Source organism: Enterobacter sp. RCC_40, from assembly GCF_041360735.1.
GTDB lineage: Bacteria > Pseudomonadota > Gammaproteobacteria > Enterobacterales > Enterobacteriaceae > Enterobacter > Enterobacter ludwigii.
Genome location: NZ_JBFUPR010000002.1, coordinates 839,392 through 866,017, shown reverse-complemented (window position 1 = coordinate 866,017; position 26,626 = coordinate 839,392). Strand labels below are relative to the sequence as shown.

At 52.6% G+C, this 26,626-nt stretch carries 28 protein-coding genes, 2 tRNA genes and 1 pseudogene; 13 read left to right on the top strand and 18 right to left on the bottom strand.

Annotation, left to right across the window (positions count from 1 at the left end):
* The 4 genes and pseudogenes from AB6731_RS12205 to AB6731_RS12190 all read right to left on the bottom strand — a co-directional run.
* On the bottom strand, positions 1 to 882 hold an 882-nt coding region (locus AB6731_RS12205; RefSeq protein WP_371006410.1), incomplete at its 3' end, for a type VI secretion system Vgr family protein.
* 185 nt (positions 883 to 1,067) lie between these two features.
* Positions 1,068 to 1,280 (bottom strand): hypothetical protein, encoded by a 213-nt coding sequence (locus AB6731_RS12200; RefSeq protein WP_052445441.1) that lies wholly within the window; start codon positions 1,278 to 1,280, stop codon positions 1,068 to 1,070.
* The gene (locus AB6731_RS12195; RefSeq protein WP_371006409.1) at positions 1,277 to 1,918 is read right to left on the bottom strand and encodes a hypothetical protein; all 642 of its coding nucleotides are present in this window, start codon (positions 1,916 to 1,918) and stop codon (positions 1,277 to 1,279) included. The genes AB6731_RS12200 and AB6731_RS12195 overlap by 4 nt, the downstream gene beginning before the upstream one ends.
* Position 1,919: 1 nt before the next feature.
* Positions 1,920 to 2,380 (bottom strand): annotated as a pseudogene (locus AB6731_RS12190) (type VI secretion system ATPase TssH); the annotation flags it as partial.
* Positions 2,381 to 3,020: 640 nt separating this feature from the next.
* Here AB6731_RS12190 and AB6731_RS12185 point away from each other — a divergent pair.
* A complete protein-coding gene (locus AB6731_RS12185; protein ID WP_338390533.1) occupies positions 3,021 to 3,272 on the top strand; it encodes a DUF4942 domain-containing protein in 252 nt (83 codons plus the stop codon).
* A 109-nt stretch (positions 3,273 to 3,381) separates the two neighbouring features.
* On the opposite strand, the gene AB6731_RS12180 is transcribed toward AB6731_RS12185, so the two are convergent.
* From AB6731_RS12180 to AB6731_RS12170, 3 genes are all read right to left on the bottom strand, one after another.
* Positions 3,382 to 3,469: transfer RNA gene (locus tag AB6731_RS12180), tRNA-Ser, on the bottom strand.
* A gap of 133 nt (positions 3,470 to 3,602) precedes the next feature.
* Positions 3,603 to 3,690 (bottom strand) — tRNA-Ser (locus AB6731_RS12175).
* A 144-nt stretch (positions 3,691 to 3,834) separates the two neighbouring features.
* The gene (locus AB6731_RS12170; protein ID WP_181240626.1) at positions 3,835 to 5,463 is read right to left on the bottom strand and encodes an ABC transporter substrate-binding protein; all 1,629 of its coding nucleotides are present in this window, start codon (positions 5,461 to 5,463) and stop codon (positions 3,835 to 3,837) included.
* Between the two features lie 269 nt (positions 5,464 to 5,732).
* Here AB6731_RS12170 and yccA point away from each other — a divergent pair, with 269 nt between their 5' ends.
* A complete protein-coding gene (yccA, locus tag AB6731_RS12165) occupies positions 5,733 to 6,392 on the top strand; it encodes an FtsH protease modulator YccA (protein ID WP_014169445.1) in 660 nt (219 codons plus the stop codon).
* Positions 6,393 to 6,480: 88 nt separating this feature from the next.
* Positions 6,481 to 6,810 (top strand): sulfurtransferase TusE, encoded by a 330-nt coding sequence (tusE, locus tag AB6731_RS12160; protein WP_047742553.1) that lies wholly within the window; start codon positions 6,481 to 6,483, stop codon positions 6,808 to 6,810.
* On the opposite strand, the gene yccX is transcribed toward tusE, so the two are convergent.
* Genes yccX through AB6731_RS12145 form a run of 3 tightly spaced genes read right to left on the bottom strand, consistent with a single transcriptional unit; the run spans position 6,807 to position 8,456 of the window.
* Complete coding sequence (gene yccX, locus AB6731_RS12155) at positions 6,807 to 7,088, bottom strand: acylphosphatase (RefSeq protein ID WP_020884783.1); 282 nt, start codon at positions 7,086 to 7,088, stop codon at positions 6,807 to 6,809. The genes tusE and yccX overlap by 4 nt on opposite strands.
* An 11-nt stretch (positions 7,089 to 7,099) precedes the next feature.
* Positions 7,100 to 7,891: a helix-turn-helix transcriptional regulator gene (locus tag AB6731_RS12150; protein WP_371006408.1), complete on the bottom strand. Its 792-nt coding sequence runs from the start codon at positions 7,889 to 7,891 to the stop codon at positions 7,100 to 7,102.
* Positions 7,892 to 7,898: 7 nt separating this feature from the next.
* Positions 7,899 to 8,456 (bottom strand): kinase inhibitor, encoded by a 558-nt coding sequence (locus AB6731_RS12145; protein WP_371006407.1) that lies wholly within the window; start codon positions 8,454 to 8,456, stop codon positions 7,899 to 7,901.
* 175 nt (positions 8,457 to 8,631) lie between these two features.
* Here AB6731_RS12145 and rlmI point away from each other — a divergent pair, with 175 nt between their 5' ends.
* Positions 8,632 to 9,822: a 23S rRNA (cytosine(1962)-C(5))-methyltransferase RlmI gene (rlmI, locus tag AB6731_RS12140; protein ID WP_032677819.1), complete on the top strand. Its 1,191-nt coding sequence runs from the start codon at positions 8,632 to 8,634 to the stop codon at positions 9,820 to 9,822.
* A 60-nt stretch (positions 9,823 to 9,882) separates the two neighbouring features.
* Complete coding sequence (gene hspQ / locus AB6731_RS12135; RefSeq protein WP_013097248.1) at positions 9,883 to 10,200, top strand: heat shock protein HspQ; 318 nt, start codon at positions 9,883 to 9,885, stop codon at positions 10,198 to 10,200.
* 33 nt (positions 10,201 to 10,233) lie between these two features.
* On the opposite strand, the gene AB6731_RS12130 is transcribed toward hspQ, so the two are convergent.
* Positions 10,234 to 10,650 (bottom strand): CoA-binding protein, encoded by a 417-nt coding sequence (locus tag AB6731_RS12130; RefSeq protein ID WP_025204532.1) that lies wholly within the window; start codon positions 10,648 to 10,650, stop codon positions 10,234 to 10,236.
* Between the two features lie 172 nt (positions 10,651 to 10,822).
* Between AB6731_RS12130 and AB6731_RS12125 the strand changes: the two genes are divergently transcribed.
* Together AB6731_RS12125 and mgsA are read left to right on the top strand one after the other, a co-directional pair.
* Complete coding sequence (locus AB6731_RS12125) at positions 10,823 to 11,485, top strand: DUF2057 family protein (protein WP_371006406.1); 663 nt, start codon at positions 10,823 to 10,825, stop codon at positions 11,483 to 11,485.
* 80 nt (positions 11,486 to 11,565) lie between these two features.
* Positions 11,566 to 12,024, top strand: a complete 459-nt coding sequence (mgsA, locus tag AB6731_RS12120; protein WP_020884788.1) for a methylglyoxal synthase — start codon at positions 11,566 to 11,568, stop codon at positions 12,022 to 12,024.
* Between the two features lie 59 nt (positions 12,025 to 12,083).
* Here mgsA and helD read toward each other — a convergent pair whose 3' ends face one another.
* Positions 12,084 to 14,138 (bottom strand): DNA helicase IV, encoded by a 2,055-nt coding sequence (helD, locus tag AB6731_RS12115; RefSeq protein WP_020884789.1) that lies wholly within the window; start codon positions 14,136 to 14,138, stop codon positions 12,084 to 12,086.
* Positions 14,139 to 14,260: 122 nt separating this feature from the next.
* Here helD and AB6731_RS12110 point away from each other — a divergent pair, with 122 nt between their 5' ends.
* Together AB6731_RS12110 and yccS are read left to right on the top strand one after the other, a co-directional pair.
* Positions 14,261 to 14,707, top strand: a complete 447-nt coding sequence (locus tag AB6731_RS12110; RefSeq protein WP_371006405.1) for a YccF domain-containing protein — start codon at positions 14,261 to 14,263, stop codon at positions 14,705 to 14,707.
* Between the two features lie 19 nt (positions 14,708 to 14,726).
* Positions 14,727 to 16,889 (top strand): YccS family putative transporter, encoded by a 2,163-nt coding sequence (yccS, locus tag AB6731_RS12105; protein ID WP_020884791.1) that lies wholly within the window; start codon positions 14,727 to 14,729, stop codon positions 16,887 to 16,889.
* Here yccS and AB6731_RS12100 read toward each other — a convergent pair.
* Complete coding sequence (locus AB6731_RS12100; RefSeq protein WP_020884792.1) at positions 16,846 to 17,472, bottom strand: TfoX/Sxy family DNA transformation protein; 627 nt, start codon at positions 17,470 to 17,472, stop codon at positions 16,846 to 16,848. The two genes, yccS and AB6731_RS12100, sit on opposite strands and share 44 nt — an antisense overlap.
* A gap of 217 nt (positions 17,473 to 17,689) precedes the next feature.
* On the opposite strand from AB6731_RS12100, the gene sulA reads away from it, so the two are divergent.
* Positions 17,690 to 18,199 (top strand): SOS-induced cell division inhibitor SulA, encoded by a 510-nt coding sequence (gene sulA, locus AB6731_RS12095; protein ID WP_032677816.1) that lies wholly within the window; start codon positions 17,690 to 17,692, stop codon positions 18,197 to 18,199.
* A gap of 354 nt (positions 18,200 to 18,553) precedes the next feature.
* Entirely contained in the window at positions 18,554 to 19,609 is a 1,056-nt protein-coding gene (gene ompA, locus AB6731_RS12090) for a porin OmpA (protein ID WP_020884794.1), read from the top strand.
* A 69-nt stretch (positions 19,610 to 19,678) separates the two neighbouring features.
* Here ompA and matP read toward each other — a convergent pair whose 3' ends face one another.
* Positions 19,679 to 20,131 (bottom strand): macrodomain Ter protein MatP, encoded by a 453-nt coding sequence (matP, locus tag AB6731_RS12085; protein WP_014169429.1) that lies wholly within the window; start codon positions 20,129 to 20,131, stop codon positions 19,679 to 19,681.
* A gap of 186 nt (positions 20,132 to 20,317) precedes the next feature.
* On the opposite strand from matP, the gene AB6731_RS12080 reads away from it, so the two are divergent.
* Both AB6731_RS12080 and fabA read left to right on the top strand, forming a co-directional pair.
* The gene (locus AB6731_RS12080) at positions 20,318 to 22,078 is read left to right on the top strand and encodes a Lon protease family protein (protein ID WP_333177131.1); all 1,761 of its coding nucleotides are present in this window, start codon (positions 20,318 to 20,320) and stop codon (positions 22,076 to 22,078) included.
* A 68-nt stretch (positions 22,079 to 22,146) separates the two neighbouring features.
* On the top strand, positions 22,147 to 22,665 hold the full coding sequence (gene fabA, locus AB6731_RS12075; protein WP_014169427.1) for a bifunctional 3-hydroxydecanoyl-ACP dehydratase/trans-2-decenoyl-ACP isomerase: 519 nt from the start codon (positions 22,147 to 22,149) through the stop codon (positions 22,663 to 22,665).
* A gap of 72 nt (positions 22,666 to 22,737) precedes the next feature.
* On the opposite strand, the gene rmf is transcribed toward fabA, so the two are convergent.
* From rmf to pqiA, 4 genes are all read right to left on the bottom strand, one after another.
* Entirely contained in the window at positions 22,738 to 22,905 is a 168-nt protein-coding gene (gene rmf, locus AB6731_RS12070) for a ribosome modulation factor (RefSeq protein WP_013097261.1), read from the bottom strand.
* A gap of 257 nt (positions 22,906 to 23,162) precedes the next feature.
* Complete coding sequence (gene pqiC / locus AB6731_RS12065; RefSeq protein ID WP_025204538.1) at positions 23,163 to 23,729, bottom strand: membrane integrity-associated transporter subunit PqiC; 567 nt, start codon at positions 23,727 to 23,729, stop codon at positions 23,163 to 23,165.
* The gene (pqiB, locus tag AB6731_RS12060; RefSeq protein WP_020884796.1) at positions 23,726 to 25,366 is read right to left on the bottom strand and encodes an intermembrane transport protein PqiB; all 1,641 of its coding nucleotides are present in this window, start codon (positions 25,364 to 25,366) and stop codon (positions 23,726 to 23,728) included. Before pqiB ends, pqiC begins: the two co-directional genes overlap by 4 nt.
* 4 nt (positions 25,367 to 25,370) lie before the next feature.
* Complete coding sequence (pqiA, locus tag AB6731_RS12055) at positions 25,371 to 26,624, bottom strand: membrane integrity-associated transporter subunit PqiA (RefSeq protein WP_047742497.1); 1,254 nt, start codon at positions 26,622 to 26,624, stop codon at positions 25,371 to 25,373.
* Between the last annotated feature and the right edge of the window lie 2 nt (positions 26,625 to 26,626).

Genomic DNA, 26,626 nt, shown 5'->3' with positions numbered 1-26,626 from the left:
TGCTGCCGGCGTGATTTTATCGCCACGTTCAAGGTGACGTGGCCGGTAGTGATACACATCACCGTAAGTATTCCCCTTCCCGTCGCCGCGGGTCATGTCAGCCGGTACTGAAGTCAGGATGTTCTGGGCTTCACGGTGGTTATAGTCACTGGCCGTGACAGAACGCTCCACCACGTTCTGCTGAACGTTAACGCCCCACACCGATTCGGCAGCATTATCATTCATCCCTGACGGGCTGCTGAGAGGTAGCGATTTGCCAAACGTCCAGGCGCTCTGCTTGTCAGCAAAGTGAACCACTTCAGTTTGCGTGTCCGGCTGCAGAGTGAAGAAGTAGAAAATTCCCACCTCGGCCAGCAGGCGTTCGATAAACTCCAGGTCACTTTCCTGGTACTGGTTTATCTGCTCGCGCTTCGGATAGTCGCCCTTAAGGGTGAACTCATACTCCCAGCCTTTAAGTCCATGCTCCGTGAGCACCTCTGACACCACTTCCGGGACCGATTTATTGACGAAAAAACGGTGAGTACGAAACTGATTGCCCAACAGTGCCAGAAACGGCTCCAGCACGATGCAGTACTGCGCTTCATCCGCTGAACCGCCCGTACGCTCGAAATGCGTCACGACTCCGTGAACCACCTTGCGCGCCGTCAGGGAAAGCAGATTACCCGCCCCCATGGTCAGCGTCGCTGGCTTGCTCAGCATCTGCCGGGCATCAATGTTCTTGTCGGCACTGGTGAAGTTGATGGTGTACTTGTACAGTGAACTCATCGCTTCTGAGCCGCTGAAACCTTCCACGTCAATATTTGCCGCACACGACGGAATATCCAGTTGGTAACGGTTTAGCGGGGTATAGATTAAACTGCTCAGTGTATCTATCAGACTCACGCTCTTGACTCCGTGTAATATTTCTACATCCTTAATGACCAGTGACGGAAAGAAAGACAACGATATAAGGTTTAAATTATTTTATTTAGCTACTCCACCGTATAGCCACGTTGTCTCTATGCCTGTTGGTGGGATGTTGTAAATATCTTCCTGATTGATTTTCAGGGGATGACAAAACCGTAAGGTTATTCATCATAAACATATGTATAAGCAAACCGATATATAAGATAGCCTGCAAAAAATTCTGCTATCGAAAACATACCCCAGATGTATCTGGATTCGCTTGAAGATAAGAAAAAAAACCAAATAGTAAATGCAATACCAGAAACACCCAGCCCCATCCCTGCCCCGCGAATTAATCGGGAAAGGATTACCAGAAGAATCACCTTGATTTTCATAAACCTCCAAAAAAGTATTCGCATACTTTATCAAACTCGGCAGGATTTCTGTCTCCTATTTCACAAGCTGTATCAAAAGGCTTAACGATATCTTCAACAATAAAATAAAGAAGATCCAGGTCACCCAGCCGTTGGAGTTTATTGTGCAAAACAGGATTTCTGTCTTCGAGGTCTCTTGATGTATAAATTGCTCTGGATGTTTCAGCACCAACAGATAACAATAAGCCCGCCAAACTTCCTGCAAAAAAGGCTGATACACCTCTGGATACTATTGCTTCGCCCAGCTTTACCCCCGTTAGTTCAGTAAACGCCATTTTCCCCATGAACGAACCGGAAACATTTTTCACGATAGAAGATATCTTTTCGGCGTGAATGCGTGAAATAAAATCTTCGAGAAAGGTCTTAATGATTTGCTCAATAACATGATGATTAAATACACCCTTTTTAACTAATCGCGCCAGCCTGAACTTATCATCCAGATTATCTCTGCGATGCTCAGTATCAATGAAATCATACCCCACATAGGCAAGGCTGACTGGAAATGAAATAAACCCTTTTCCTATTGCCCCCCAAAAACCGGACCCATCGATATTAATGGCCTCAAGCATATCTCTGGCAATCTCTTTTGCGCTGTCCATATCACTCCCCCTCTATTACAGAGCCAGAGCGCACATAAAACTCCAGCCCGATGCCCTCTTCCTCACTCCATCCCAGAGTCAGGGAAGCGGGTTTCTGCTTCGCAGCCATGTGTCTCACCAACTGCTTACTCAGCACCGGTAGAATTTGTTGATTGAGCAGGCTGTCGACGTTACGCGCGCCGGTATCCGGCAGCAGACAGGCAGCAGTCAGAGCGTCATACAGGCTCTCTTCAATATTCGTGGACAAGCCGTCATGACGATGCAGGCGCTTGCTCACCTGAGCGAGCTTCATTTCGACGATGGTGCGCATGGCAGCCTCATGTAGCGGGCGGTAAATCACCGTCTGGAAACGGGCCAGCAGCGCTGGCTGGAAGTGGTCACGTAAAATCGCAGCAGCTCCTGCAGATCGCCTTCGGTGGCGTCCGGCTGTTCATCCAGCAGTTGCATCAGGTGGTCGCTGCCGGTTTACATCATTCGATGGAAATTAACCCCCGGAATTAAAAGCGGGCACATTCCATTCACCAGCATATCGACATTGTGTTTTTGAGTATTTGTCTGAAATGAAAAAATTTCGGATAAGACCCAATAGCCGGAGTGTAGGAACGTTCCCCACCCGATCGGAAATCAAAAAATGTAACAAAATGCTTCCCATTAAAATCCTGAAAGCCAAAGATCATCTTTCTGATTTATAAGAATTTTCTTGCATACTCCTTTAACCCTTATGAAATAAGGGTGTACAGTAAGTGATCAATTTAATTTAGGGACAACTTTGTATAAAATCTCATCAATCACATGAAATATCTGATTTTGTACTTTTATCAAAAAATGAAAGGCAGAACGTGCCTGCCTGTGTGAAAATTTGGCGACATTTACTGGCCTTCACCATTTTTATTATTTATTTAAATGGGTCTTATTATTTTCATCAGAAAAACAAATATCACAGGGGATTTTTGCATGTCTCACCCCAGTACTCGTGATATGTACATCTCAGGTATCGTTCGAGGAGTGAGTACGACCTTGAACAACAACCTTTGCTGTGTAGCTTGAAAAAATTCGGAAGGGTGTCGATCGTTCCGTAAGTTATATGCATAAGGGCGTACCTGTGAAGCTGATTCCCTTAGATCGTGTGGCTACATCCGATAACCATGAAAATGTAACCAGACGACTGAATGCTCTCATTGATGAAAACAGGCATTGCGATCGTTATGAAGATGAGATGTTTGCTATTAACTATTTTGAGAAGGGAACGACTCACGTCATTAAACGACCAGAACGGGTGGATAACCCCAATGACATCATCGCTGGCATTATCCTGGAACACCAGGAGCAAGATGTAACAGATGCCGGTTACTAATCCGTCCGATGGATTCTTAGCCCCACCGACACAAGCCAGACGGCAATGGCATACTGAAAACCGACAAAAACAAAAAACCCAGGTCGCATAACGACCTGGGTTTCAAATTTGGCGGAAGCGTAGAGATTCGAACTCTAGAACCCTTTCGGGTCGCCGGTTTTCAAGACCGGTGCCTTCAACCGCTCGGCCACGCTTCCAAAGTGAGGCGCACTATAAACATCTATTAGCGCCTTGTAAAGCAGGAATTTTTCTATTTTTTTCTGCGGGTGCTATCCATGCCCCTTAAAAGCAAAAAGCCCCGCGATATGACTATCGCAGGGCTTTTATGTCTGGCGGAAGCGCAGAGATTCGAACTCTGGAACCCTTTCGGGTCGCCGGTTTTCAAGACCGGTGCCTTCAACCGCTCGGCCACACTTCCTAAGTGAGGCGAACTATAAACACCTCTCCGCATGCTGTAAAGAGTGACCGCATTCGTTCGCTTTAAAAATAGCCAAAACGCGTTTAATCGGTTGAATAGACAACGTATCGGCCATTTTATCAGCACAAAATTCAGCGTTCATACTCAGTGTTTTTTGATATACATGTCCCTGGTGAAATAGTACCCCAGTTTGTCCGGCGTGAATCCTCCCACCCACGGTTTGACCAGGTGCGTGCGGACATAGTGATAAACCGGAATGGCAGGCACATCGCGCGCCAGCAAATCTTCCGCCTGCTGATAGAACTTACCGCGCTCTGCCGGTGTTTTGGCTTTCGCGGCGTTCACCAGCGCCTGGTCATACTCCGGATTGCTGTACTGGCTGGTGTTTTCGCTGTCACCGGTACGGAAGTTGTTCAGGAAAGTGGCAGCATCGTCGTAATCGGCAATCCAGGCGTAGCGCACTGCGTCAAAATCGTGGGTATGCATCGTATCGAGCATCGTTTTCCACTCCTGATTTTGCAGCTTCGCCTCCACCCCAAGGTTTTTCTTCCACATCGAACTGGCGGCAATCGCGATGCGCTGGTGCGATTCAGAGGTGTTATAGAGCAGGTTAAAACGCAGCGGATGGCTGGCGTTAAAGCCGGCTTCGGCCAGCAGCTTTTTCGCTTCTTCGATTCGTTTATCCATCGGCCAGCTGGCATAGTCCGGGTTCTGGAGCGTCACACCGCCAATATCTGGCTGGCTGATAAGCCATGCCGGACGCTGCCCCTGCCCTAATACCTTCCCGGCAATGATCTCTTTATCCAGCGCCATGTTCAGCGCCTTACGTACACGCGCGTCGTTGAACGGCGGCCGGGTGGTGTTGAATTCATAGTAATAGGTGGCAAGCTGCGGGGAGACATCCAGCTGGCTACCCAGGGTTTTCTTGAGCTGGGCAAACTGGTTGATCGGCACCGTATAAACAATATCGATTTCACCTGCTTTAAAACGGTTTACATCCGAGGCCTCGGAGGTGATCGGCAGATAGGTCACCTTATTGATAACGGTATGTGCTTTATCCCAGTAGCGCGGGTTACGCTCCGCCACGATGCGCTCGTTAACCACCCACTGCGACAGTTTATACGCTCCGCTGGTGACGATATGCTCCGGTTTGGTCCACTTATCACCAAACCGACCAATCAGCACCTTATCCACCGGCACCAGCGACGGGTGGGCCAGCATGGCAAGGAATGCGGCATTAGGTTGAGTCAGCGTGACCTCAAGCGTGGTATCGTTAATGGCTTTTACACCCAGCGTATCCGGTGCTTTTTTCCCCTGAGCGATATCAGCGGCGTTAACAATATGCATGTTGCCCGGATAGCTGGCATACGGTGAGGCGGTTTTGGGGTCTGTCAGACGCTGCCAGCTCCAGACCACATCCTGCGCGGTAATCGCGGTGCCGTCACTCCATGTGATGCCTGGACGCAGATGAAAAGTCCAGACGGTGTTGTCTTTGTTCTCCCATTTTTCTGCCAGCCGTGGCTGAATTTCACCAGTTGGAGAAACGCTAACCAGCCCTTCGAAGATATCGCTGATAATATTGAATTCGACATCGCTTTCGACTTTATGCGGGTCGAGTGAGGCCGGTTCATTACCGTTGTTTCTGACCAGTTCCTGTTTATCGGCCAGCTGTGTTCCTGCTGGCACGTTAGCCGCCCAGGTCGCCGTGCTGGCGCACAGGATCCCTGCCGTTAACAAAGAGAGTGTAAAGCGCGTGCGTGCTTGTGGTTTCATTTCCTTCGCCTTATTGTCTGTTTTTTGACGATCCGGAAATAACACTTAGCGCTCAACGTGTAATAACGCAATATTTTTCAGTAACCTATAAGAGCTTGATCTGAATAAATGAAGCAAACCGTTGTTCATTCTGCTGAAAAGGTTTTCTGAAGAATAAACAACCAACAGTAACGCTAACGTCCTGAGTAAAGATGGGTAAAACCACTTTGAGACTGGCGCGCCGTTTCCTATTCTTTCCGCTAATTACATCTGTCATAAGAGAGTGACTCATGGATCGTATAATTACTTCTTCACGCGACCGCACATCGCTACTCAGTACCCACAAGGTGCTGCGCAATACCTATTTCATGCTCAGCCTGACGCTGGCATTCTCGGCGATGACCGCAACTGCCAGCACCGTGCTGATGCTGCCATCACCGGGTCTGATCCTGACGCTGGTGGGGATGTATGGTCTGATGTTCCTGACCTACAAAACTGCTGATAAACCGGTGGGTATTCTGTCCGCGTTCGCCTTTACGGGTTTCCTGGGCTATATCCTGGGGCCCATCCTTAACGCCTATCTGTCCGCCGGTATGGGCGACGTGATTGGCATGGCGCTGGGCGGTACCGCGCTGGTGTTCTTCTGCTGTTCGGCCTACGTGCTGACCACCCGTAAGGACATGTCCTTCCTCGGCGGTATGCTGATGGCAGGTATTGTGGTGGTGCTGGTAGGTATGGTGGCAAACATCTTCCTGCAGCTGCCTGCCCTGCACCTGGCGATCAGCGCCGTGTTTATTCTGATTTCTTCTGGCGCAATCCTGTATGAAACCAGCAACATCATTCACGGCGGTGAGACGAACTATATCCGCGCCACCGTGAGCCTGTATGTATCGCTGTACAACATCTTTGTCAGCCTGTTGAGCATCCTGGGCTTCGCCAGCCGCGATTAATCAACAATGCTGTGAACCAGAGCCCCGCTTATGCGGGGCTTTGTTTTTTGGTATACTGCTGCGGTTTTTGACTGACGCGTGAATGACTATGTTGAGTTTTGAAGGTAAAGAGATTGAAACTGATAACGACGGTTATCTGACAGAGAGCAGCCAGTGGAGCGAGCCGCTGGCGGAAAAAATCGCCGAAAACGAAGGTATCGCCCTCTCCCCGGAACACTGGGAAGTGGTGCGTTTTGTGCGCGAATTCTATCTCGAATTCAACACCTCCCCGGCGATCCGCATGCTGGTCAAGGCAATGGCCAATAAATTCGGTGAAGAGAAAGGCAACAGCCGTTACCTGTATCGCCTGTTCCCGAAAGGCCCGGCAAAACAGGCCACCAAAATTGCCGGCCTGCCAAAACCGGTGAAATGCATTTAGTAGCGAATACCGAAGTTAACGTATTCCCGGCCAGGTTGATGGGGTTCGGTTAAAACCTTATCAACCCGCGCGCTGCGCGGCCCACCTGCTTTCAGCCATGCAACCAGCTTTTCAACCTGCTCCGCATCACCACAGGCAACCACCTCAACGCTGCCATCATCCCTGTTTCGCGCGTATCCCGTGAGCCCCAGCTGCATAGCTTCGCGCTGCGTGCTGTAACGGAATCCGACGCCCTGAACCATGCCGTGTACCCAGGCAATTGTGCAGATTTTTGACATTTTTCTACTCCTTAACGTAGCGTTTTCGGCAAACAGCCATAATGTTGCCGGAAACGAGCAGTAAAACGAGAGCTGGAAAGATAACCACATTGTAATGCGATTTCGCCAATAGGTAACCGGGTTGACTGTAAGTGTGACAGCGCAACGGCCATCCTCACCTCCTCAACAATCTGGCGAAAACTCTGCGACTCTTCGCGTAACCGTCTGCGTAGCGTCGGCACGCTCAATGCCAGGCGGCTGGCAACATCCTGTGCAGTCCAGGCCCTTGCGGGCGACAGCATGATGAACTGCCGCACCTGCTCGGACAGGTGGCTATTACGCTCTATAAGCAACGGCCCTGCGACGCCGTCATGAAGCAATGCCAGCAAAAGGCCGAAAGCCTGATGCTTTTGTAACGCCTCTGGTAAATCCTGACGCACGGCATGCAGCAGGTTACTCCACATAAATGCCAGCCCCTCACTCAGGGGAGCACAGAGGGAATGTAATTCTGTGCGCGGCCAGGATTTCAGGTAATGCGTTTTAAACTCCGCCAGAAGCTCCGGTGACAACATCAATAAGTCAGAGCGAAAGAGACCATTCGCGGGTTGATTTATGATCTCCAGCGGCGTATTGGCGGGAATAATGATCAGCGACGCTTTCGTCGCCAGCAGGCGGTTATCGTCCTGAACAATCACTTTACTGCCGTGAGTGATATGGCAAATGGCAGGAAGAAAGAGTTTAACCTGGTGCAGGTGATGCATTTTACTGGCACTCACTTCACCAGCCGTCAAATGTTTATGTTGAAACTGGACTCCCTGCACCATGCCATCCTTATCTGCTGTAGGTAACGGTTAAGCTGGCCTTCGCCAGGACGTGACTGTTAAGCATAAAACCCACCAGCGCGCCGCTGGCATTCCTGTCGACAGGCAATTTATCCACATCCAGCGCCCAGACGGTAAACTGATAACGGTGCGGCTTATCCCCTTTGGGCGGACATGCGCCGCCGAAACCAGAATAACCGAAATCATTACGCCCCTGCACAATCCCGGCCGGTAATGTCTGACCCTTCGGGTTTCCGGCATCGGCGGGAAGCGCCAGCGTCTGGAGGGGAATATTGACCACCGTCCAGTGCCACCATCCACTTCCGGTAGGGGCATCAGGGTCAAATACCGTGACTGCGAAACTTTTCGTCCCGACAGGCGGATTTTTCCACGCCAGTTGCGGAGAGTGATTCCCACCGTGACACCCAAACCCGTCAAACACCTGCTGTTGCGACAACGGGCGTTCACTGGCCAGATCCTGACTGCTGATGGTGAAAGACGATGCCGCTAAAACATGAAAACTGACCACCACCAGGGTGGTTACTGCTATCGCACGGCGCTTTTTCATTTGTGTTTCCCTTTGCTGTACTGGAAACCCTACTGTAAAGCCCACTGCAGTGCAGCACTGTGCCTAAGCGATTTGATTTTGTGCCGAAACGCTCAAAGGCATCCGCAGATGATTGCGACTTGCTGAATGTGCTACTCTACGCGCCATTTCCCTGGAATCGACAGAATAGCAAATTATGAGTGTACGTTTAGTGTTAGCCAAAGGGCGCGAGAAGTCATTATTGCGCCGCCATCCCTGGGTCTTTTCCGGTGCAGTAGCCCGTATGGAAGGCAAAGCCAGCCTCGGAGAGACCATCGATATCGTTGACCATCAGGGGAAATGGTTAGCGCGAGGCGCATATTCGCCAGCGTCCCAAATCCGCGCTCGCGTCTGGACCTTTGATAAAGATGAAACGATCGATATTGATTTCTTCGTTCGTCGTTTACAGCAGGCGCAGCAGTGGCGTGAGTGGCTGGCAAAGCGTGACGGTCTGGACAGCTACCGTGTGATTGCCGGTGAGTCCGACGGTCTGCCTGGCGTGACGATCGACCGCTTCGGTAACTTCCTGGTACTGCAACTGTTAAGCGCAGGGGCTGAATATCAACGTGCTGCGCTGATCAGCGCGTTGCAATCGGTTTTCCCGGAATGCGCCATTTATGACCGCAGCGATGTGGCAGTGCGCAAAAAAGAGGGCATGGAGCTGACGCAAGGTCCGGTCACCGGAGAACTGCCGCCTGCCCTGTTGCCAATCGAAGAGCACGGTATGAAGCTGCTGGTGGATATCCAGGGCGGCCATAAAACGGGTTACTACCTGGACCAGCGTGACAGCCGCCTGGCCACTCGCCAGTATGTTGCCGACAAACGCGTGCTGAACTGCTTCTCCTATACCGGCGGTTTCGCCGTCTCGGCGCTGATGGGCGGCTGTGCCCAGGTTGTCAGCGTTGATACCTCTCAGGAAGCGCTGGACGTGGCGAAACAAAACGTCGAGCTGAACAAGCTGGATCTGAGCAAAGCCGAGTTTGTTCGCGATGACGTCTTCAAGCTGCTGCGTAAGTATCGCGATCAGGGCGAGAAATTCGACGTCATCGTGATGGATCCACCGAAGTTTGTGGAGAACAAAAGTCAGCTGATGGGTGCCTGCCGCGGCTATAAGGATATCAACATGCTGGCCATCCAGCTGCTGAACCCGGGTGGAGTGCTTCTCACCTTCTCCTGCTCCGGCCTTATGACCACAGATTTATTTCAGAAAATCATCGCTGATGCCGCAATAGATGCTGGTCGTGATGTACAATTTATAGAACAGTTCCGTCAGGCAGCCGATCACCCGGTGATCGCTACCTACCCGGAAGGGCTGTATCTGAAAGGGTTTGCCTGTCGCGTCATGTAACTTGAAAAGAGAAATATTGCCCGCACATAACGTGTAAGTAGTGTTTCCCGGGAGGTGACTATGATTGCCAGCAAATTCGGTATCGGCCAGCAGGTCCGCCACACTTTGCTAGGGTATTTGGGTGTGGTCGTGGATATCGACCCGGAGTATTCCCTTGATGAACCGTCAGCGGATGAGCTGGCGGTTAATGCAGAGCTTCGCGCCGCGCCCTGGTATCATGTGGTGATGGAGGGGGATGATGGACAACCCGTTCACACCTACCTTGCTGAAGCGCAGCTGAGTAGCGAACTGCAGGATGAGCATCCAGAGCAACCCACGATGGATGAACTTGCTCAGACTATCCGCAAACAGTTACAGGCCCCGCGCCTGCGGAACTAAGCGTGTAAAAAAAGCCCGTTTATCGGGCTTTTTTTATGACTTCGCCAGCCCCAGACGAGGAATCTCAATCGCCGGACATCGGTCCATTACCACCGTCAGACCGGCTTCTCGCGCCAGCACCGCCGCCTGCTCGTTAATGACACCCAACTGCATCCACAGCGTTTTCGCGCCGATGGCGATGGCCTCTTGTGCCACTCCCCACGCCGCCTCGGAATTGCGGAAAACATCCACCATGTCGACTTTTTCAGGTACCTCGTTCAGCGTGGCGTATCCCTGCTGACCCAGTAAGGTTTTACCGGCCACTTTCGGCGACACAGGGATGACGTGATAGCCCTGATCGAGAAGGTATTTCATCACCCGGTAGCTTGGGCGATCCGGTTTATCGCTTGCCCCTACCAGTGCAATCGTGCGCGTCGATGTCAGAATCTCGGCAATTTCGTTCTCTTTCATGGTTTTCCTCCAGGCTTTTTTATGAGTGTACGTCAAAGCGCACATCTCAACCATGCATCCCATGCAGATGCATGAGGGCAAAACGGCAGAATATGTCTATATGTTAGTAAACGTGATTATCGAAATATTTGGATACATTACCGCGGCCGAGTCATTTCAACAGGAGCCCTCTATGAAAACCGGCATTGCCACTGCTGTGATTGCGTTAGTGATGCCAGTTTGCGTCTTTGCGACCACGCTGCGGCTTTCAACGGATATTGATCTGCTGGTGCTGGACGGAAAAAAAGTGTCCAGTTCCTTGTTGCGCGGTGCGGACAGCATCGAACTTGATAATGGGCCACACCAGCTGGTATTGCGGGTAGAAAAAACCATCGGCCTCGCTAATCATGAACAACGCATGTATATCTCTGCGCCGCTGATTGTCAGTTTTAATACCCAGCGGGTCAGTCAGGTGAACATTACCCTCCCGCGTCTTGAAACCGAAAAAGAGTCGGCGGCCTTTGACGCCTCTCCGCGCCTTGAACTGCTGGACGGAGATTCAATGCCGATTCCGGTAAAACTCGATATTCTGGCGTTAACCTCGTCCCCGAAAGGCACCGATTACGAGGCCGCGACCGAAATCTATAACAAGGCGGGAAAACGCGCTTCCCTTCCACAGTTTGCCACCAGGATGGCCGACGACAGTATGCTGCTGTCCGGTGTCTCAGAGCTGGATGTTATTCCGCCACAGTCCCAGACGCTGACGGAACAGCGTCTTAAATTCTGGTTCCAGCAGGCCGATCCTGAGACCCGGGCGCGTTTTTTACAGTGGGTGAAGCAACAACCTTCATCATAAGCCACATTTTTTTCGCCTTTCTCTTGCAGCGTCAGGCGGTTCCCGTCATCGTGTAGTCAGTTAACCTGATGGATAAGATTATGGAACTGACAACACGCACGCTACCGGAACGCAAACACATTGCTCTGGTTGCGCACGATCACTGTAAACAAATGCTGCTTAACTGGGTTCGCCGCCATCAGCCATTGCTGGAAAAGCATGCTCTCTCAGCGACCGGGACAACCGGTAACCTGATCCACCGCGAAACGGGTCTGGAGGTCAATGCCATGCTGAGCGGCCCGATGGGCGGCGACCAGCAGGTCGGCGCTCAGATTTCTGAAGGGAAAATTGATGTACTGATTTTCTTCTGGGATCCGCTGAATGCGGTTCCGCACGATCCGGATGTCAAAGCCCTGCTGCGTCTGGCAACGGTATGGAATATTCCGGTGGCGACGAACCTGTCGACGGCAGATTTCATCATTGAATCACCGCACTTCAACTCACCGGTTGAGATCCTGATCCCGGATTATCAGCGCTATCTTTCCGAAAGACTGAAGTAGTTTTTTGCCCGGTGGCGACACGCTTACCGGGCCTGCAATATTACCGCTCCGCTATCCCGTTAAGGCTTCCTCGCCACTGGGACATCAATACTCTTCAGAATATCGACAAACACCGACGGCTCCTCTTTGTTGAACAGCAGCCACACGCGATGACGCGCGCGGGTCATCGCCACGTACAGCAAACGCCGCTCTTCGGCGTCCGGAAAATCTTCCGGGACCGGCAGTAATGCCTGTTCCATTACCGACTCTCGTGCCGGAGCCGGGAAACCATCGCTCCCCTCTTTAAGCCCCATCACTATCACATAGTCGGCCTGCTGTCCTTTGCTGGCGTGGATGGTCATAAAATCGAGCTGCAGCTTCGGCCAGCGGGTCGCGGCTTTTTCCAGCGCCGCAGGCTTAAGATGGTGATAGCGTGCCAGCACCAGAATACGTTCATCCGGCTTCGCATAGCCGCTCAGTTTGTCCAGCAGCGGCTCCAACTGATCGTCCGCCAGCAGGGTAACGGCTTTTTTGTCCCCGGCCCGGAGGCTATTTAGCGGTTTTGCCAGCTGATGCGGGTTCTGCTGGATAAAGCGGTTAGCAACTTCACCAATCCGGGAATTAAAGCGGTAGGTGGTATCCAGATCGCTGCGATCGCCTTCGCCAAAATAGTGATGGAATGCAGTCGTCAGGGAGAGCTGTGCCCCGCTGAAGCGATAGATAGCCTGCCAGTCATCGCCCACCGCAAACAGCGAGGTATGTTTATTTTGCGCCCTTAACGCCGAGAGCAGCGCGGCACGTTGCGGCGAGATATCCTGGAATTCATCCACCAGGATATGCTTCCACGGGCTGACAAAACGGCCCTTCTCAAGAATGATAATGGCCTGATGGATCAAACCGGAGAAATCGACGGCATTTTCCTCTTTCAGCGCGGTTTTCCAGGCTTTCAGCATCGGGGCCATCAGCTTAACCCGCTTCGAAAACAGGGCGCGGATCGTCTCCGGCGCGCTTTCAATCATCTCGGCCTGCGATCCGCCGTGCATCCGCATCAGGCTAACCCAGCGGTCGAGGCGAGAGCCCAGGCGACGAGCCAGTTTTTCATCCTGCCAGAAATTGCCTTCCGGTACGTCCCAGTTGAGTTCTTCTTCCAGCCACTGACGCCACCCTTTAGCCTGCGCCTTTTTCTCACTGCACTGCTGACGCCACGTCTTGATGAACAGCGCCTGACGCGCCTGCGTGTCGTTTTCCAGCTTGCTGATGGCAGGCACTTTTTTACTGCCCTGCTGAATAATATGCAGCGCCAGGGCATGGAAGGTTCTGGCGGTAATATCCCGGGTATGCAGGCGTTCCTGTATGCGTTCGTCCATCTCCTCGGCCGCCTTACGGCCAAACGCCAGCAACAGTATCTGGTCGGCAACAGCCTCACCCGTTGTCAGTAGCCAACCCGCACGGGCCACCAGCACCGACGTTTTGCCGCTTCCGGCACCCGCCAGCACCAGCAGGGAGTGTTCGCCATTAACCACGGCGCGCGCCTGTGCAGGGTTAAGCGGTGAAGATTCAACCGTGCTGAAAAAGTCGGCATAACGGGTCAGCATGGCATCTGTCCACGCCTGGTTGTGCGCCAGCCGGCTCTTGTCTGTATCGCCAAGCCAGGCCTGACATTGACGCCAGGCGTCACGGCAATTGTCGAACTCGTCAAGACGCGTCACGGATAACGGCAGTGCCGCCAGCGCCTGCCTGATCTTTTGCTGCAACCCGGCCGTCTGCTGGCGGGTGAGCCACGTTTGTTGCTCGTTACTTTGTGCAATATCGTTCAGTACCTGCTGCAGTACCTGAGCGGCAATCACGCTCATATCCTGGCTCCACTGCTGCCAGAGCATATTCAGGTGATGATGGAAGCGCTGGGTCTCAGCCCACTCGGTACCGTGAAGGCGCACGACTTTATCGTCAGGCAGGACAAACTCCAGTTCGCCCCAGACCAACCCGCGTTTACAGTGGATAGCCAGCAGTTGATTAAACGGAATAAGGTATTCGTGGCGTTCTCCGGAGACTTTCACTCCGGCATTAAGGAGGACAACCCTGTCGTAGGGGTGTTGCGCCAGGCGTTTGCCTAATGATGTTGCTTTCAGTTCCATGTCCAGCCGAATCCACGAAGAGATAATTTACCTGACAGTTTAACTGCCAGTTTTAAGGTGCTCCAGCCTAAAAAACGTTACAATCACTGGGCGTTAATCATATCGAAAGGAACTGAGGGTTTATGCGTACTGTTCTGAATGTTTTGAATTTTGTGTTAGGCGGTTTTGCCACCACTCTTGCCTGGCTTTTTGCCACGCTGGTGAGCATCGTCCTTATTTTTACGCTCCCCCTGACCCGCTCCTGCTGGGAAATCACCAAACTCTCTTTCATCCCGTACGGGAATGAAGCCGTCCACGTTGACGAACTGAACCCGGAGGGCAAAAACGCACTGCTGAACACGGGAGGCACGGTCCTCAATATTCTGTGGCTGGTTTTCTTCGGCTGGTGGCTGTGTGTGATGCATATCTTTGCCGGTATTGCCCAGTGCATATCCATTATTGGTATTCCGGTAGGGATCGCGAACTTTAAGATTGCCGCCATCGCGCTTTGGCCAGTCGGGCGCAGGGTCGTTCCGGTAGAAGTGGCACAGGCGGCACGTGAAGCAAACGCGCGTCGTCGTTTTCAGTAAATAAGGACTGGCCGTGCTTATGCTAAGCCCACTGCTTCGCCGTTATACCTGGAACAGCATCTGGCTTTATAACGTCAGAATATTTATCGCCCTTTGCGGCACGGTTGCCCTGCCGTGGTGGCTGAATGACGTAAAACTCACCATCCCGCTCACGCTGGGAGTGGTTGCGGGGGCGCTGGCGGATCTGGACGATCGCCTTGCCGGGCGCCTGCGTAATCTTGTGATTACGCTGGTCTGTTTTTTTATCGCGTCAGCCTCCGTGGAGCTGCTCTTCCCCTGGCCCTGGCTGTTTGCCATTGGCCTTACGCTCTCTACCAGCGGGTTTATTTTGCTTGGCGGCCTTGGGCAGCGCTATGCCACTATCGCCTTTGGTGCCCTGCTGATCGCCATTTACACCATGCTGGGTGTTTCCCTTTACGATCAATGGTACCAGCAACCCATACTGCTGTTGCTGGGGGCCATCTGGTATAACCTGCTGACGTTAACCGGGCATCTTATTTTTCCGGTTCGCCCTCTTCAGGACAACCTTGCCCGCAGCTTTGAGCAACTGGCCCACTACCTTGAGCTAAAATCCCGGCTCTTCGATCCGGATATCGAGGAGGAGAGCCAGTCTCCGCTCTACGATTTGGCTCTGGCCAACGGTCAACTGGTCGCCACGCTTAACCAGACGAAAGCCTCACTGCTTACCCGTCTGCGGGGCGATCGCGGTCAGCGCGGAACGCGAAGAACCTTGCACTACTATTTCGCGGCGCAGGATATTCATGAGCGTGCCAGCTCCTCGCACGTTCAGTATGCTGCCCTGCGTGAGAAGTTCCGCTACAGCGACGTGATGTTCCGCTTCCAGCGCCTGCTGTCGATGCAGTCTCAGGCGTGCCAGCAGCTGGCACGCTCCATTTTGCTGCGTACGCCCTATCAACATGACCCGCGCTTCGAACGCGTATTTAGCCATCTTGATGCGGCGCTCGATCGCGTTCAGGCCAGTGGAACATCGCCGGAACATATTAAAGCATTGGGATTTTTGCTTAATAACCTGCGGGCGATAGATGCTCAACTGGCTACCATTGAATCCGAGCAGGCGATGGCGCTCCCCGATAAAGATGTGGAGAATCAGCTTGCTGATGACAGCGTGCATAGCTTCAGCGATATGTGGCTGCGACTGAGCCGCAACTTTACGCCGGAATCGGCACTGTTTCGCCATGCGGTGAGGATGTCACTGGTGCTGTGCGTGGGTTATGCCATCATTCAGATAACCGGGTTACATCACGGTTACTGGATCCTGCTGACCAGCCTGTTTGTTTGCCAGCCAAACTATAACGCCACCCGCCACCGCCTTGCGCTACGTATTATTGGTACGCTGGTGGGCGTCGCTATTGGGCTGCCGGTGCTCTATTTCGTGCCCTCTGTCGAAGGCCAGCTGATCCTGATCGTGATCACCGGTGTGTTGTTCTTCGCCTTTCGTAATGTGCAGTATGCGCATGCCACAATGTTCATCACGCTGCTGGTGCTACTCTGCTTTAACCTGCTGGGTGAAGGATTTGAAGTGGCCCTGCCCCGCGTGATAGATACGCTGATTGGCTGCGCAATCGCCTGGGCGGCGGTCAGTTTTATCTGGCCGGACTGGCGGTTCCGTAATTTACCGCGTGTGGTAGACAGGGCGATGAATGCGAACTGTCGATACCTTGATGCCATCCTTGAGCAGTATCATCAGGGTCGCGATAACCGTCTGGCTTATCGTATCGCGCGTCGCGATGCGCATAACTGTGATGCTGAACTGGCTTCGGTGGTCTCTAACATGTCCACGGAGCCTCGCGCCACGGCAGAAATTCGGGAAACGGCTTTCCGCCTGCTCTGCCTGAACCATACCTTCACCAGCTATATTTCGACGCTGGGTGCGCACCGTGAGAAATTGACTCACCCGGCCATCCTCGCCCTGCTGGATGACGCCGTATGCTATGTCGATGACGCGCTTCATCACCGACCAGCCGATGAGCCTCGCGTTCAACACGCGCTGGATGAACTGGCTCAGCGTATTACGCATATTGACCCGGGAAGCGACAGCAAAGCACCGCTGGTTCTTCAGCAGATTGGCCTCCTTATCGCTCTGCTGCCAGAAATTTGCCGACTGCAATTGCAGATCGCTACCTGGAGGAGTGATTCTCCTGTGGCTCAGGCAGCGCATTAAACCACTCCGTTAACTCCCGGCGAATTCCCGCCGGGAGTGCCGCTTCATGAAGTCCGGCGATGGCCCCTTCCAGTGCGAAGAGCACTTTAATGCTGAGCGCTTTATTCTTCGCCCGCATCTTCAGCCAGCTCGCACGGGCCCCCAGCTCCCGCAGCGTCTCTTCATCAGTGATTCCGGCTTCAAAGAGCAGCACTTCAAGCTGAAAGGTGAGATTGGGCAAGTCCTTGAGGCGGTTTCGCCGATCACGCTGCGAACGCTCTTTTCGTGCCGCATTGAGCGCGAACGAGGAGAGCTGAAGCAGCCGTTCTCTGTCCTGCCACAGTCCGTCATCGACACGATAATAATTGAGCAGCACCGGGCGACCCCGTTTCATCAGGGTTAAGAATGATGAGGCATTTTTTACACAGTATTTTGCACTTTCCTCACAGGCCCGGAGATACAGCTCCCCGTCGGAGACCATAGCGAAGACGGCATCATCTACGGCCAGGGTATACCCACCGAACAGCGCACGATGGTGGATTTCACCTAAGGGTGAAAGGTATTCCTGGGATTTATAAATCCGTTCATAAGATATCTTTTTCATGATATTTCCCTTCAAAATCATAAAGTAACAACGAAATTTCTTACTAGCGGATCCGTTAGCAGGAAAATAGGCAACTTATCGTCGTTGAGCAAGATGATTTTTCCAGGCGCATCAATAATGAATGAAATTTGCGAGTCGCTTTCCGAAAATGAGGTTGATCTTTATGCATACAGGAGTTACTGTATATCCATACAGTAACTACAGGGCTGGAATGAATATGTACACTTCAGGCTATGCAAATCGCTCAACCTCTCTCTCTTCTTCCGCTGGCAATGTCACGCAGAATTCCACCGGGCGTGTTTCGACAGGGCTTATCAGTGAAGTGGTTTATCGTGAAGACCAGCCCCTGCTCACTCAACTTCTGCTATTGCCGTTATTACAACAGCTTGGTCAGCAGTCGCGCTGGCAGCTTTGGCTGACGCCTCAACAAAAACTGAGCCGTGAATGGGTGCAGTCCGCGGGCCTGCCGCTGACAAAGGTCATGCAAATTAACCAACTCTCTCCCTGCGATACCGTGGAATCGATGATCCGGGCGTTACGTACGGGGAATTACAGCGTGGTGATTGGATGGTTATCAGACGAATTGACCGATGAGGAACATTTTCGGCTGACGGAAGCGGCTGAAGAAGGTAGTGCGATCGGGTTGATCATGCGTCCGGTTCGACCAGATTCTTATCGCAGAGGACAACTTTCTGGCCTAAAAATTCACTCAAATTTGTATCATTGAGGCAAATTAAGATTATTCCTGGAATTTTTTTTGACCACAAGATGCGATTTTAGTTCCAAGCGTCAAAACTGCGGCAAGGCTTGTCTGGTGCGGTTCTCCTTAATTTTATTGCACAAAACTCGTTCGAAAAATGTTAAATAATCGGTATACGGAACTTTTTTTTTCATATGCCTGACGGACTTCACACTTGTAAGTTTTCAGCTACGTTGTAGACTTTACATCGCCAGGGGTGCTCGGCCTAAGCCGAAGATATCGGTAGATTTATATTTGACCACGCCCCCCGGTGAAGGATTTAACCGTGAATCTCTATTGAGACCTTCATGGCGAATTTTGGATGATAACGAGGCGCAAAAAATGAAAAAGACAGCTATCGCGATTGCAGTGGCACTGGCTGGCTTCGCTACCGTAGCGCAGGCCGCTCCGAAAGATAATACCTGGTATGCAGGTGGTAAACTGGGCTGGTCTCAGTTCCATGACACCGGCTGGTACAACAGCAGCCTGAACAACGATGGCCCTACTCACGAGAGCCAGCTTGGTGCAGGTGCGTTCGGTGGCTATCAGGTTAACCCGTATGTTGGTTTTGAAATGGGTTACGACTGGTTAGGTCGTATGCCATACAAAGGCGACAACGTAAACGGCGCTTTTAAAGCTCAGGGCGTACAGCTGACCGCTAAACTGGGTTACCCAGTAACTGACGATCTGGACGTGTACACTCGTCTGGGCGGCATGGTATGGCGCGCTGACTCCAGCAACAGCATCGCTGGCGACGACCATGACACCGGTGTTTCCCCAGTATTCGCTGGTGGCGTTGAGTGGGCTATGACCCGTGATATCGCTACCCGTCTGGAATACCAGTGGGTTAACAACATCGGCGACGGCAACACCGTTGGTGTTCGTCCGGACAACGGCATGCTGAGCGTAGGTGTTTCCTACCGTTTCGGCCAGCAGGAAGATGCAGCGCCAATCGTTGCTCCAGCGCCGGCTCCAGCTCCAGAAGTACAGACCAAGCACTTCACTCTGAAGTCTGACGTTCTGTTCAACTTCAACAAAGCTACCCTGAAACCAGAAGGTCAGCAGGCACTGGATCAGCTGTACACCCAGCTGAGCAACCTGGATCCTAAAGACGGTTCTGTAGTGGTTCTGGGCTTCACCGACCGTATCGGTTCTGACGCTTACAACCAGAAACTGTCTGAGAAACGTGCTCAGTCTGTTGTTGATTACCTGATCTCTAAAGGTATCCCAGCTAACAAGATCTCCCCACGTGGTATGGGCGAAGCTAACCCAGTTACTGGCAACACCTGTGACAACGTTAAAGCTCGCGCTGCACTGATCGACTGCCTGGCTCCAGATCGTCGCGTAGAGATCGAAGTTAAAGGTATCAAAGACGTTGTAACTCAGCCAGCGGCATAAGTTATCGTCTTATAAAAAAACCCCGCATTGCGGGGTTTTTTATTATCTGAATCTGAAGAAAACAAAAATCTATTTCTTACCCAACAGAGCCTGAAGATCATTCTTCAGCGTCGACATCTGGTTGGCGTACTTCTCTTTATGCTCGGCATCTTCAATCAACTGCACTATCGTTTCTGACAGCGTTTTCCCACGCCGTTGCGCAAGCCCTGCCAGACGTTGCCAGACCATAAACTCCAGGTCGATGGATTTTTTGCGAGTGTGCTGGTGCTCCGCATTAAAATGCCGCTTGCGACGCGCACGAATAGTTTGCTTCATCCGGTTTAACAACGCAGGATTAATGTGTTTCTCAATCCAGCCGTTAACCTGTACCGGTTCATTTTCGAGGGTCAGCAAAATATCCACGGCTTCTTGCGCTGCGCTGGCTTCGATGTAGCAGGTGATCAGCTCCCCTTCACGGTGCTTTTTGACCAGGTACTTCCATTTCCAGCCGCTTTCGAGATTTTCCAGTTGTTGATATTTCATTGCGATCTCAGTGTTACCACGTAACTCTGTTCAGAATATCAGTTTTTTGGCAATCTGCTGAAAAGAAATCATATCCTGTGAGTGAATGCAGCCAATCACCCTGCCGAAATGCCCAATCCTGCTTGGGTAGAGCCCCCCGCTTACGGTATACTCCACGCTTTTACATCTAACTAAAAAACATCAACTTTGACCATTACGAAACTTGCATGGCGTGACCTCGTTCCGGATACCGAGAGCTATCAGGAACTGTTTGCACGACCCGATCTCGCAAAAGAACACGAATTCATCCTTAGTGATACGCAACCCCGTTTGCATTATGCGCTGGAGCAGGTGTTAAGCCCCTGGGCAACATCACCCTTCATGATGCTCAAGGCCCCGGAAGAAGCGGAATATCTGACGCTTCTGGGTGATGCCATGCGCCAGTTGCGACCGCAAGCGAACGCCGTCTTTGGCGGCCAATATCGTATCGCGGGACATGATGTCACATTCGAACCGGCAGAGCAGCCCGACGACCGCTTTGCTGCCAGGGGTGAAGTGATTACCGCTAACTGGGTCGAGGCTGAACAACTCTTTGGTTGTCTGCGCCAGTTTAACGGTGAGCTCTCGCTGCAACCTGGGCTGGTGCACCGCGCGAATGGCGGCGTACTGATCATCTCGTTGCGCACCCTCCTCTCACAACCTCTGCTGTGGATGCGCCTGAAAACGGTGGTTAGTCAGCAGCGTTTTGACTGGGTTGGCTACGACGAGTCTCGTCCCCTGCCCGTCTCAGTTCCTTCAATGCCGCTGTCGCTGACCGTGGTGCTGACGGGTGATCGTGAATCGCTGGCTGACTTCCAGGAGATGGAGCCCGAACTGGCTGAGCAGGCGGTCTACAGCGAATACGAAGATAACATCCAGATTACCGATGCCGATGATATGGCACAGTGGTGCCAGTGGGTGTTGGGCGTTGCGGAACGTTTCGCACTGCCAACGCCGGCCGCCGACGCCTGGCCTGGTTTGATCCGCGAAGCGGTTCGCTACACCGGTGACCAGGAGACGCTGCCGCTCTGCCCGCTCTGGATCGGCAAGCAACTGCGTGAAGTGGGTGTCGTCAGCGGTAACGGTGCATTCACCGGTGAGCAGCTGACCCAGATGCTGGCGCAGCGTGAGTGGCGTGAAGGCTATCTTGCTGACCGTATGCAGGATGAAATTCTGCTGGAACAAATTCTGGTTGAGACCGAAGGCGAACGTATCGGGCAGATCAATGCCCTGTCGGTGATTGAATTCCCCGGCCACCCGCGCGCTTTCGGAGAGCCTTCCCGCATCAGCTGCGTTGTGCATGTCGGTGACGGTGAGTTCACTGATATCGAACGCAAAGCCGAGTTGGGCGGCAACATTCACGCTAAAGGCATGATGATCATGCAGGCGTTCCTGATGTCAGAGCTGCAGCTTGAGCAGCAAATCCCCTTCTCCGCCTCGCTGACGTTTGAACAATCATACAGTGAAGTCGATGGTGATAGCGCCTCTATGGCGGAGCTGTGCGCCTTAATCAGCGCCCTGGCAGAAGTGCCTGTTAATCAGAACATCGCGATCACCGGCTCGGTCGATCAGTTTGGTCGTGCGCAGCCAGTGGGTGGTCTGAACGAAAAGATTGAAGGCTTCTTCTCGATTTGTCAGCAGCGTGGGTTAAACGGCAAACAGGGGGTGATTATTCCTGCCCCTAACGCGCGCCATTTGAGCCTCAGCCAGGACATTCTGGATGCCGTGGAACAGGAACAATTCACCATCTGGGCCATCGAAGGCATTGATGATGCACTACCCTTACTGACAAACCTGGTATGGGACGGCGAAGGGCAAACAACCCTGATGCAGACTATCCAGGAGCGCATTGCTCAGGCGACGCAGCAGGATGCTCGTCATCGTTATCCCTGGCCGTTACGCTGGTTAGGCTGGTTTAGTTCAAACTGATCGGACTTGTTCAGCGTACACGTGTTAGCTATCCTGCGTCCTTCACTAAAATAAGGCTTACTGAGAACATGGTAGATAAACGCGAATCCTATACAAAAGAAGACCTTCTTGCCTCTGGTCGCGGTGAACTGTTTGGCGCTAACGGCCCACAGTTACCGGCCCCGAACATGCTGATGATGGACCGTGTCGTGAAAATGACCGAAACCGGCGGCAACTTCGATAAGGGTTACGTAGAAGCAGAACTCGATATCAACCCGGACCTGTGGTTCTTCGGTTGCCACTTTATTGGCGATCCGGTAATGCCTGGCTGTCTGGGTCTGGATGCAATGTGGCAGCTGGTTGGCTTCTATCTGGGCTGGCTGGGTGGTGAAGGTAAAGGCCGTGCGCTGGGTGTGGGCGAAGTGAAATTCACCGGACAGGTTCTGCCTACTGCGAAGAAAGTGACCTATCGTATTCACTTCAAACGCATCGTTAACCGCCGCCTGATTATGGGCCTGGCAGATGGCGAAGTGCTGGTAGATGGTCGTCAGATTTATACCGCAAACGACCTGAAAGTGGGTCTGTTCCAGGACACTTCCGCGTTCTGATTTCGCGTTGAGCGACCCCATAAAGGCGAAACCTCCGCAGTGCGGAGGTTTCTTTTTTTGAAAGAGACGTTATCAGGCTATGAGTGCCCTGTCGCCGATGGCTTCTCGCCAGCCTCCAAGCCATTGTGACCTTTGATTTATCGTCTGATAAGGACACATTTCTTTAGATCGTCCAGCGATGCCGGCCTGATAACCACGTTGATGAGCCCGTTCCAGGCGATCTCGTTTCTGTCTCTTCATGCCTCGTTTCCCTCATTCTTTTGTCTGGTGGAAAGAAAACAGTGTCAGCACAAACTTGCGCAGGCACAGATAACGAATACCCCGAATTAGTCGCAGCGTCAATGTTCAAAATTCATACGGGTGTCATATTTGTGAGCTACCTGGAAGATCATTTGTACAAAAATTGTGACCCGGCACAAGTAACGGTCTGAAGTGAAACTGAAAAAAAAACCGCAATCAGCAACAGGCCGACTGCGGTTTTTACCGATGAATTTTACTTATGGCAGCCGGGAAATCTCCCTGGCGATGCTGGCCGACTCTTGCGCCCACCCCTGGGCCAGCACTTTCACCATTTCATCGTAGCCATCTTTCTGCTGCTTCAGCTCAAGATGGAAAGGACGCTTAATCATCTGGCCCTGATGGTTCAGCAACCACTCTCCGCTAATCACCACCGCACCGTCATAACGGCCATGGAAACCCGTAACCGTGACGTTCAGCGTATCCTGGTCGTTACCCAGCGGCTGCGACGCGACAACCCAACCCGGAAGCTGGCTGCCCAAATTGGCCACCAGCGTGTTGCGCAGCTGCTGATCCAGCGGGCTGGCCCACAGGTTGTTTGTCGCAATCACGTATTTTACGTCGCTGGTCTGGTAGACCACGCCGTTGCCTGCCAGATAATCCGGCACGGCAACCTGCTCAACCCACAGCAGACGGTTTCCCTGACTGGCGGTACTTTGTACCCCGTTTTGCGCTGCAAGAGGCAACTGATAGTAGCTCTTGTTCTCCACGCCTGAACTGCACGCCGTTAACAGCAGAGCGCCAACCATTAATAGCCATTTATTCATTCTTTTGCCCTCTTAGGCTCAGGATCCTTTTTATCTTTCGCTTCGAACACCAGCGCGTTGCTCTTCTCATTGAGCGTTTTCAGAACCGGCTGCAGTTCACGCAAGACCTGATCAAGACGTTGCATATCTGCCACCATCTTGTTGTACGCCGCCGAGCCAGGCTGGAAGCCCTGCATACTGCGGTTAAGCTCACGCAGCGTTTTCTGCATATCCTGCGGCAACTGCTGCATACTCTGGCTTGCGGTGATCTTGTTGATGTTATCCAGCGTGGTTTGCAGGCGACGCATCGTTGCCTGACTTTCGCTGAGCGAACTGGTCGCGGCTTCAATCATCGGATTCAGTGGCAGATTGTTAATCTTATCCAGTGTCTCCATCAGACGCTGCTGGATCTGTGCCAGGCCGCTGCTCACCGTCGGGATGATCTTATAACCACCGAACTCCCGGATACCGGTAATCGGCGGGGCTTTTGGATAGAAGTCCATATCCACATACAGCGCACCGGTCACCAGGTTGCCCGTCTTCAGCGACCCACGCAGACCCCGGTTCATCAGTTCGGTAATATGCGTACCAATATCCTGATTCTCGCCAATCTGGTTGAGCAGACGTTCCGGCTCAATGCGAATCAGCACCGGAATGCGGTAATCGTCATCCAGTACCTGCTGCAGACCCGGTACAAAGAACGGAACTTGCCCCACCGTACCCAGGCGAATGCCGCGGAATTCAACAGGGGCGCCCGGCTGAAGGCCACGGACAGAATCTTTAAAGAACATCAGGAAGTCGATGTGATCGGTATAGAGTGCATCCTGAATGCTGCGTTGATCGTCAAAGAGCCTGAACGCCGTTTTCTCTGCAACCGGCTGCCCCAAATCTTGCCCTTCCGGCACATCAAAGCTTACACCGCCACCAAACAGCGTGGTCAGGGAGCCCATCTCCACGCGCATTCCCGCTGACGTTAGATCAACCGCGATCCCGCTGTCCTTCCAGAAACGGACGTTGCTGGTGACCAGCCGATCGTTTGGCGCGTTGATGAACAGTTGATAGCTGATGGTGCGCTTTTGCGGATCAAAGGTACTTGTTTCAACCGATCCCACGCGATAACCGCGGAACAGCACGGGATCGCCCGCCGTTAACTGGCCCGCTTTTTTACTGTCCAGGATCACGCGGATGCCTTTCGCATCTGGCGGCGCAAGCGGTGGTGAGTCAAGCAGTTGGTATTGCGCCGGCTGGCTTCCTTTTTTACCCGGCTGCAGTTCAATGTAGGCACCGGAGAGCAGCGTACCTAAGCCGCTGATCCCTTCACGTCCTACCTGCGGCTTGACCACCCAGAAAGCTGAATCACCGTGCAGCAGTTTTTCCATGCCCGCGTTCAGGCGTGCCTTGATTTCCACATGGGTTAAATCGTCGGTCAGGGTTGCGCTTTCAACCACGCCCACATCGACGCTGCGGCTTTTGATGGTCGTTTTACCGCCCTCAATCCCCTCGGCATTGGTGGTGATGAGCGTCACTTCCGGTCCCTGATGGCTGTAATGATAAAACAGGATCCATGCACCGATCAGCGCGGTCACGATGGGGAAAATCCACACCGGCGACCAGTTTTTGACCTTCTGCACTTTCGCCTCTCCACTCTTATTTTCCATGCTCTTACTGTTCCTCATGGCTTGATTCAGGCTCACGATCCCACGATAAACGAGGGTCGAAGGTCATGGCCGCGAACATGGTCATAATAACGACCAGCGCAAACATTAATGCCCCCATCGCGGGATAAATACTCATCAATCCGCCCATCCGCACCAGTGCAGAGAGAACGGCAATAACAAACACATCAATCATTGACCAGCGTCCAACAAACTCGACGACTTCATAAATCAGGTGCATGCGTTCGCTGTCGCGTTTGCCATGGCCTTTCGCATCCCAGCAGAGCCAGGCAATAGCGATCATTTTTAACGTGGGTACCATAATACTGGCAATAAAGATCACCCCCGCAACGGGATAGGAGCCTTCACCCCACAGCAGTATTACCCCGGCAAGGATTGTCGAGGGCATTTTGTCACCGAGCAAATCGGTGATCATAATCGGCAGGATATTGGCCGGCAGGTACAACATGATGGAAGTCACCAGCAGCGCCATTGTCCACTGCAGGCTATTTTTACGTCGCACATATCCTTTTGTTTCGCAACGCGGGCACACATCCAGTTCGGCTGGCAGCACAGCGGTGCAGCATGGGCAAGAACGAAGCCCCTGGCGGATGCCTGGCACCCCCACCTTTACCGTCTGCACCAGCCTCGGTGCCGGCGCGATATCGTCCCACGCCCAACGTCTGTCCACACACTGGAAGGCGCGCAGTTGCAGCACGCAATACAGACACCAGGGTACAAAGCTGCTGCCGATACCCACATCGCCATACGCCATCAGTTTGACGAAACTGACCAGGATACCTGCCAGAAAGATTTCGGCCATGCCCCAGCTTTTTAACTGGAACAGGATACGCGCGAGCCAGATTTTAAGTGCGAGGGGCATCGCGACGCGGTTCACCAGCAACAGAATGACGACCAGACAAAAAGCCGGGACGATCTGTACGAACAGGAGGAAAAAGGTGCCGAGGCTGGCATAGTCTTCCGAGAACATAACCCCCGGAATTTCAAGCAAATCGACCTGGCTGGTCATCCCTCCCACCTTCATATAAATGAAGGGGAAGAGATTGGAAAGCAGCAGCATGAACAACGCCGCCAGCGCATAAGCAGTGGGACGCTGCCTTGGTGCGTCCCACTCGGTTGTCAACGTCGTACCGCAACGGGGACACAGGGCTTTATGTCCGTGACCAAGCTCTGGCAACGCCACGAGCATATCGCATTGAGAGCATAATATATGCCTGTCGGCATGGTGCTGGTCACACATAT

Bases quoted from the DNA above. Each gene is read 5' to 3' on its own strand.
- AB6731_RS12200 (WP_052445441.1), bottom strand. From the start codon at position 1,280: ATGAAAATCAAGGTGATTCTTCTGGTAATCCTTTCCCGATTAATTCGC.
- AB6731_RS12195 (WP_371006409.1), bottom strand. From the start codon at position 1,918: ATGGACAGCGCAAAAGAGATTGCCAGAGATATGCTTGAGGCCATTAAT.
- AB6731_RS12170 (WP_181240626.1), bottom strand. From the start codon at position 5,463: ATGAAACCACAAGCACGCACGCGCTTTACACTCTCTTTGTTAACGGCA.
- yccA (WP_014169445.1), top strand. From the start codon at position 5,733: ATGGATCGTATAATTACTTCTTCACGCGACCGCACATCGCTACTCAGT.
- tusE (WP_047742553.1), top strand. From the start codon at position 6,481: ATGTTGAGTTTTGAAGGTAAAGAGATTGAAACTGATAACGACGGTTAT.
- yccX (WP_020884783.1), bottom strand. From the start codon at position 7,088: ATGTCAAAAATCTGCACAATTGCCTGGGTACACGGCATGGTTCAGGGC.
- AB6731_RS12150 (WP_371006408.1), bottom strand. From the start codon at position 7,891: ATGGTGCAGGGAGTCCAGTTTCAACATAAACATTTGACGGCTGGTGAA.
- AB6731_RS12145 (WP_371006407.1), bottom strand. From the start codon at position 8,456: ATGAAAAAGCGCCGTGCGATAGCAGTAACCACCCTGGTGGTGGTCAGT.
- rlmI (WP_032677819.1), top strand. From the start codon at position 8,632: ATGAGTGTACGTTTAGTGTTAGCCAAAGGGCGCGAGAAGTCATTATTG.
- hspQ (WP_013097248.1), top strand. From the start codon at position 9,883: ATGATTGCCAGCAAATTCGGTATCGGCCAGCAGGTCCGCCACACTTTG.
- AB6731_RS12130 (WP_025204532.1), bottom strand. From the start codon at position 10,650: ATGAAAGAGAACGAAATTGCCGAGATTCTGACATCGACGCGCACGATT.
- AB6731_RS12125 (WP_371006406.1), top strand. From the start codon at position 10,823: ATGAAAACCGGCATTGCCACTGCTGTGATTGCGTTAGTGATGCCAGTT.
- mgsA (WP_020884788.1), top strand. From the start codon at position 11,566: ATGGAACTGACAACACGCACGCTACCGGAACGCAAACACATTGCTCTG.
- helD (WP_020884789.1), bottom strand. From the start codon at position 14,138: ATGGAACTGAAAGCAACATCATTAGGCAAACGCCTGGCGCAACACCCC.
- AB6731_RS12110 (WP_371006405.1), top strand. From the start codon at position 14,261: ATGCGTACTGTTCTGAATGTTTTGAATTTTGTGTTAGGCGGTTTTGCC.
- yccS (WP_020884791.1), top strand. From the start codon at position 14,727: ATGCTAAGCCCACTGCTTCGCCGTTATACCTGGAACAGCATCTGGCTT.
- AB6731_RS12100 (WP_020884792.1), bottom strand. From the start codon at position 17,472: ATGAAAAAGATATCTTATGAACGGATTTATAAATCCCAGGAATACCTT.
- sulA (WP_032677816.1), top strand. From the start codon at position 17,690: ATGTACACTTCAGGCTATGCAAATCGCTCAACCTCTCTCTCTTCTTCC.
- ompA (WP_020884794.1), top strand. From the start codon at position 18,554: ATGAAAAAGACAGCTATCGCGATTGCAGTGGCACTGGCTGGCTTCGCT.
- matP (WP_014169429.1), bottom strand. From the start codon at position 20,131: ATGAAATATCAACAACTGGAAAATCTCGAAAGCGGCTGGAAATGGAAG.
- fabA (WP_014169427.1), top strand. From the start codon at position 22,147: ATGGTAGATAAACGCGAATCCTATACAAAAGAAGACCTTCTTGCCTCT.
- rmf (WP_013097261.1), bottom strand. From the start codon at position 22,905: ATGAAGAGACAGAAACGAGATCGCCTGGAACGGGCTCATCAACGTGGT.
- pqiC (WP_025204538.1), bottom strand. From the start codon at position 23,729: ATGAATAAATGGCTATTAATGGTTGGCGCTCTGCTGTTAACGGCGTGC.
- pqiB (WP_020884796.1), bottom strand. From the start codon at position 25,366: ATGGAAAATAAGAGTGGAGAGGCGAAAGTGCAGAAGGTCAAAAACTGG.
- pqiA (WP_047742497.1), bottom strand. From the start codon at position 26,624: ATGTGTGACCAGCACCATGCCGACAGGCATATATTATGCTCTCAATGC.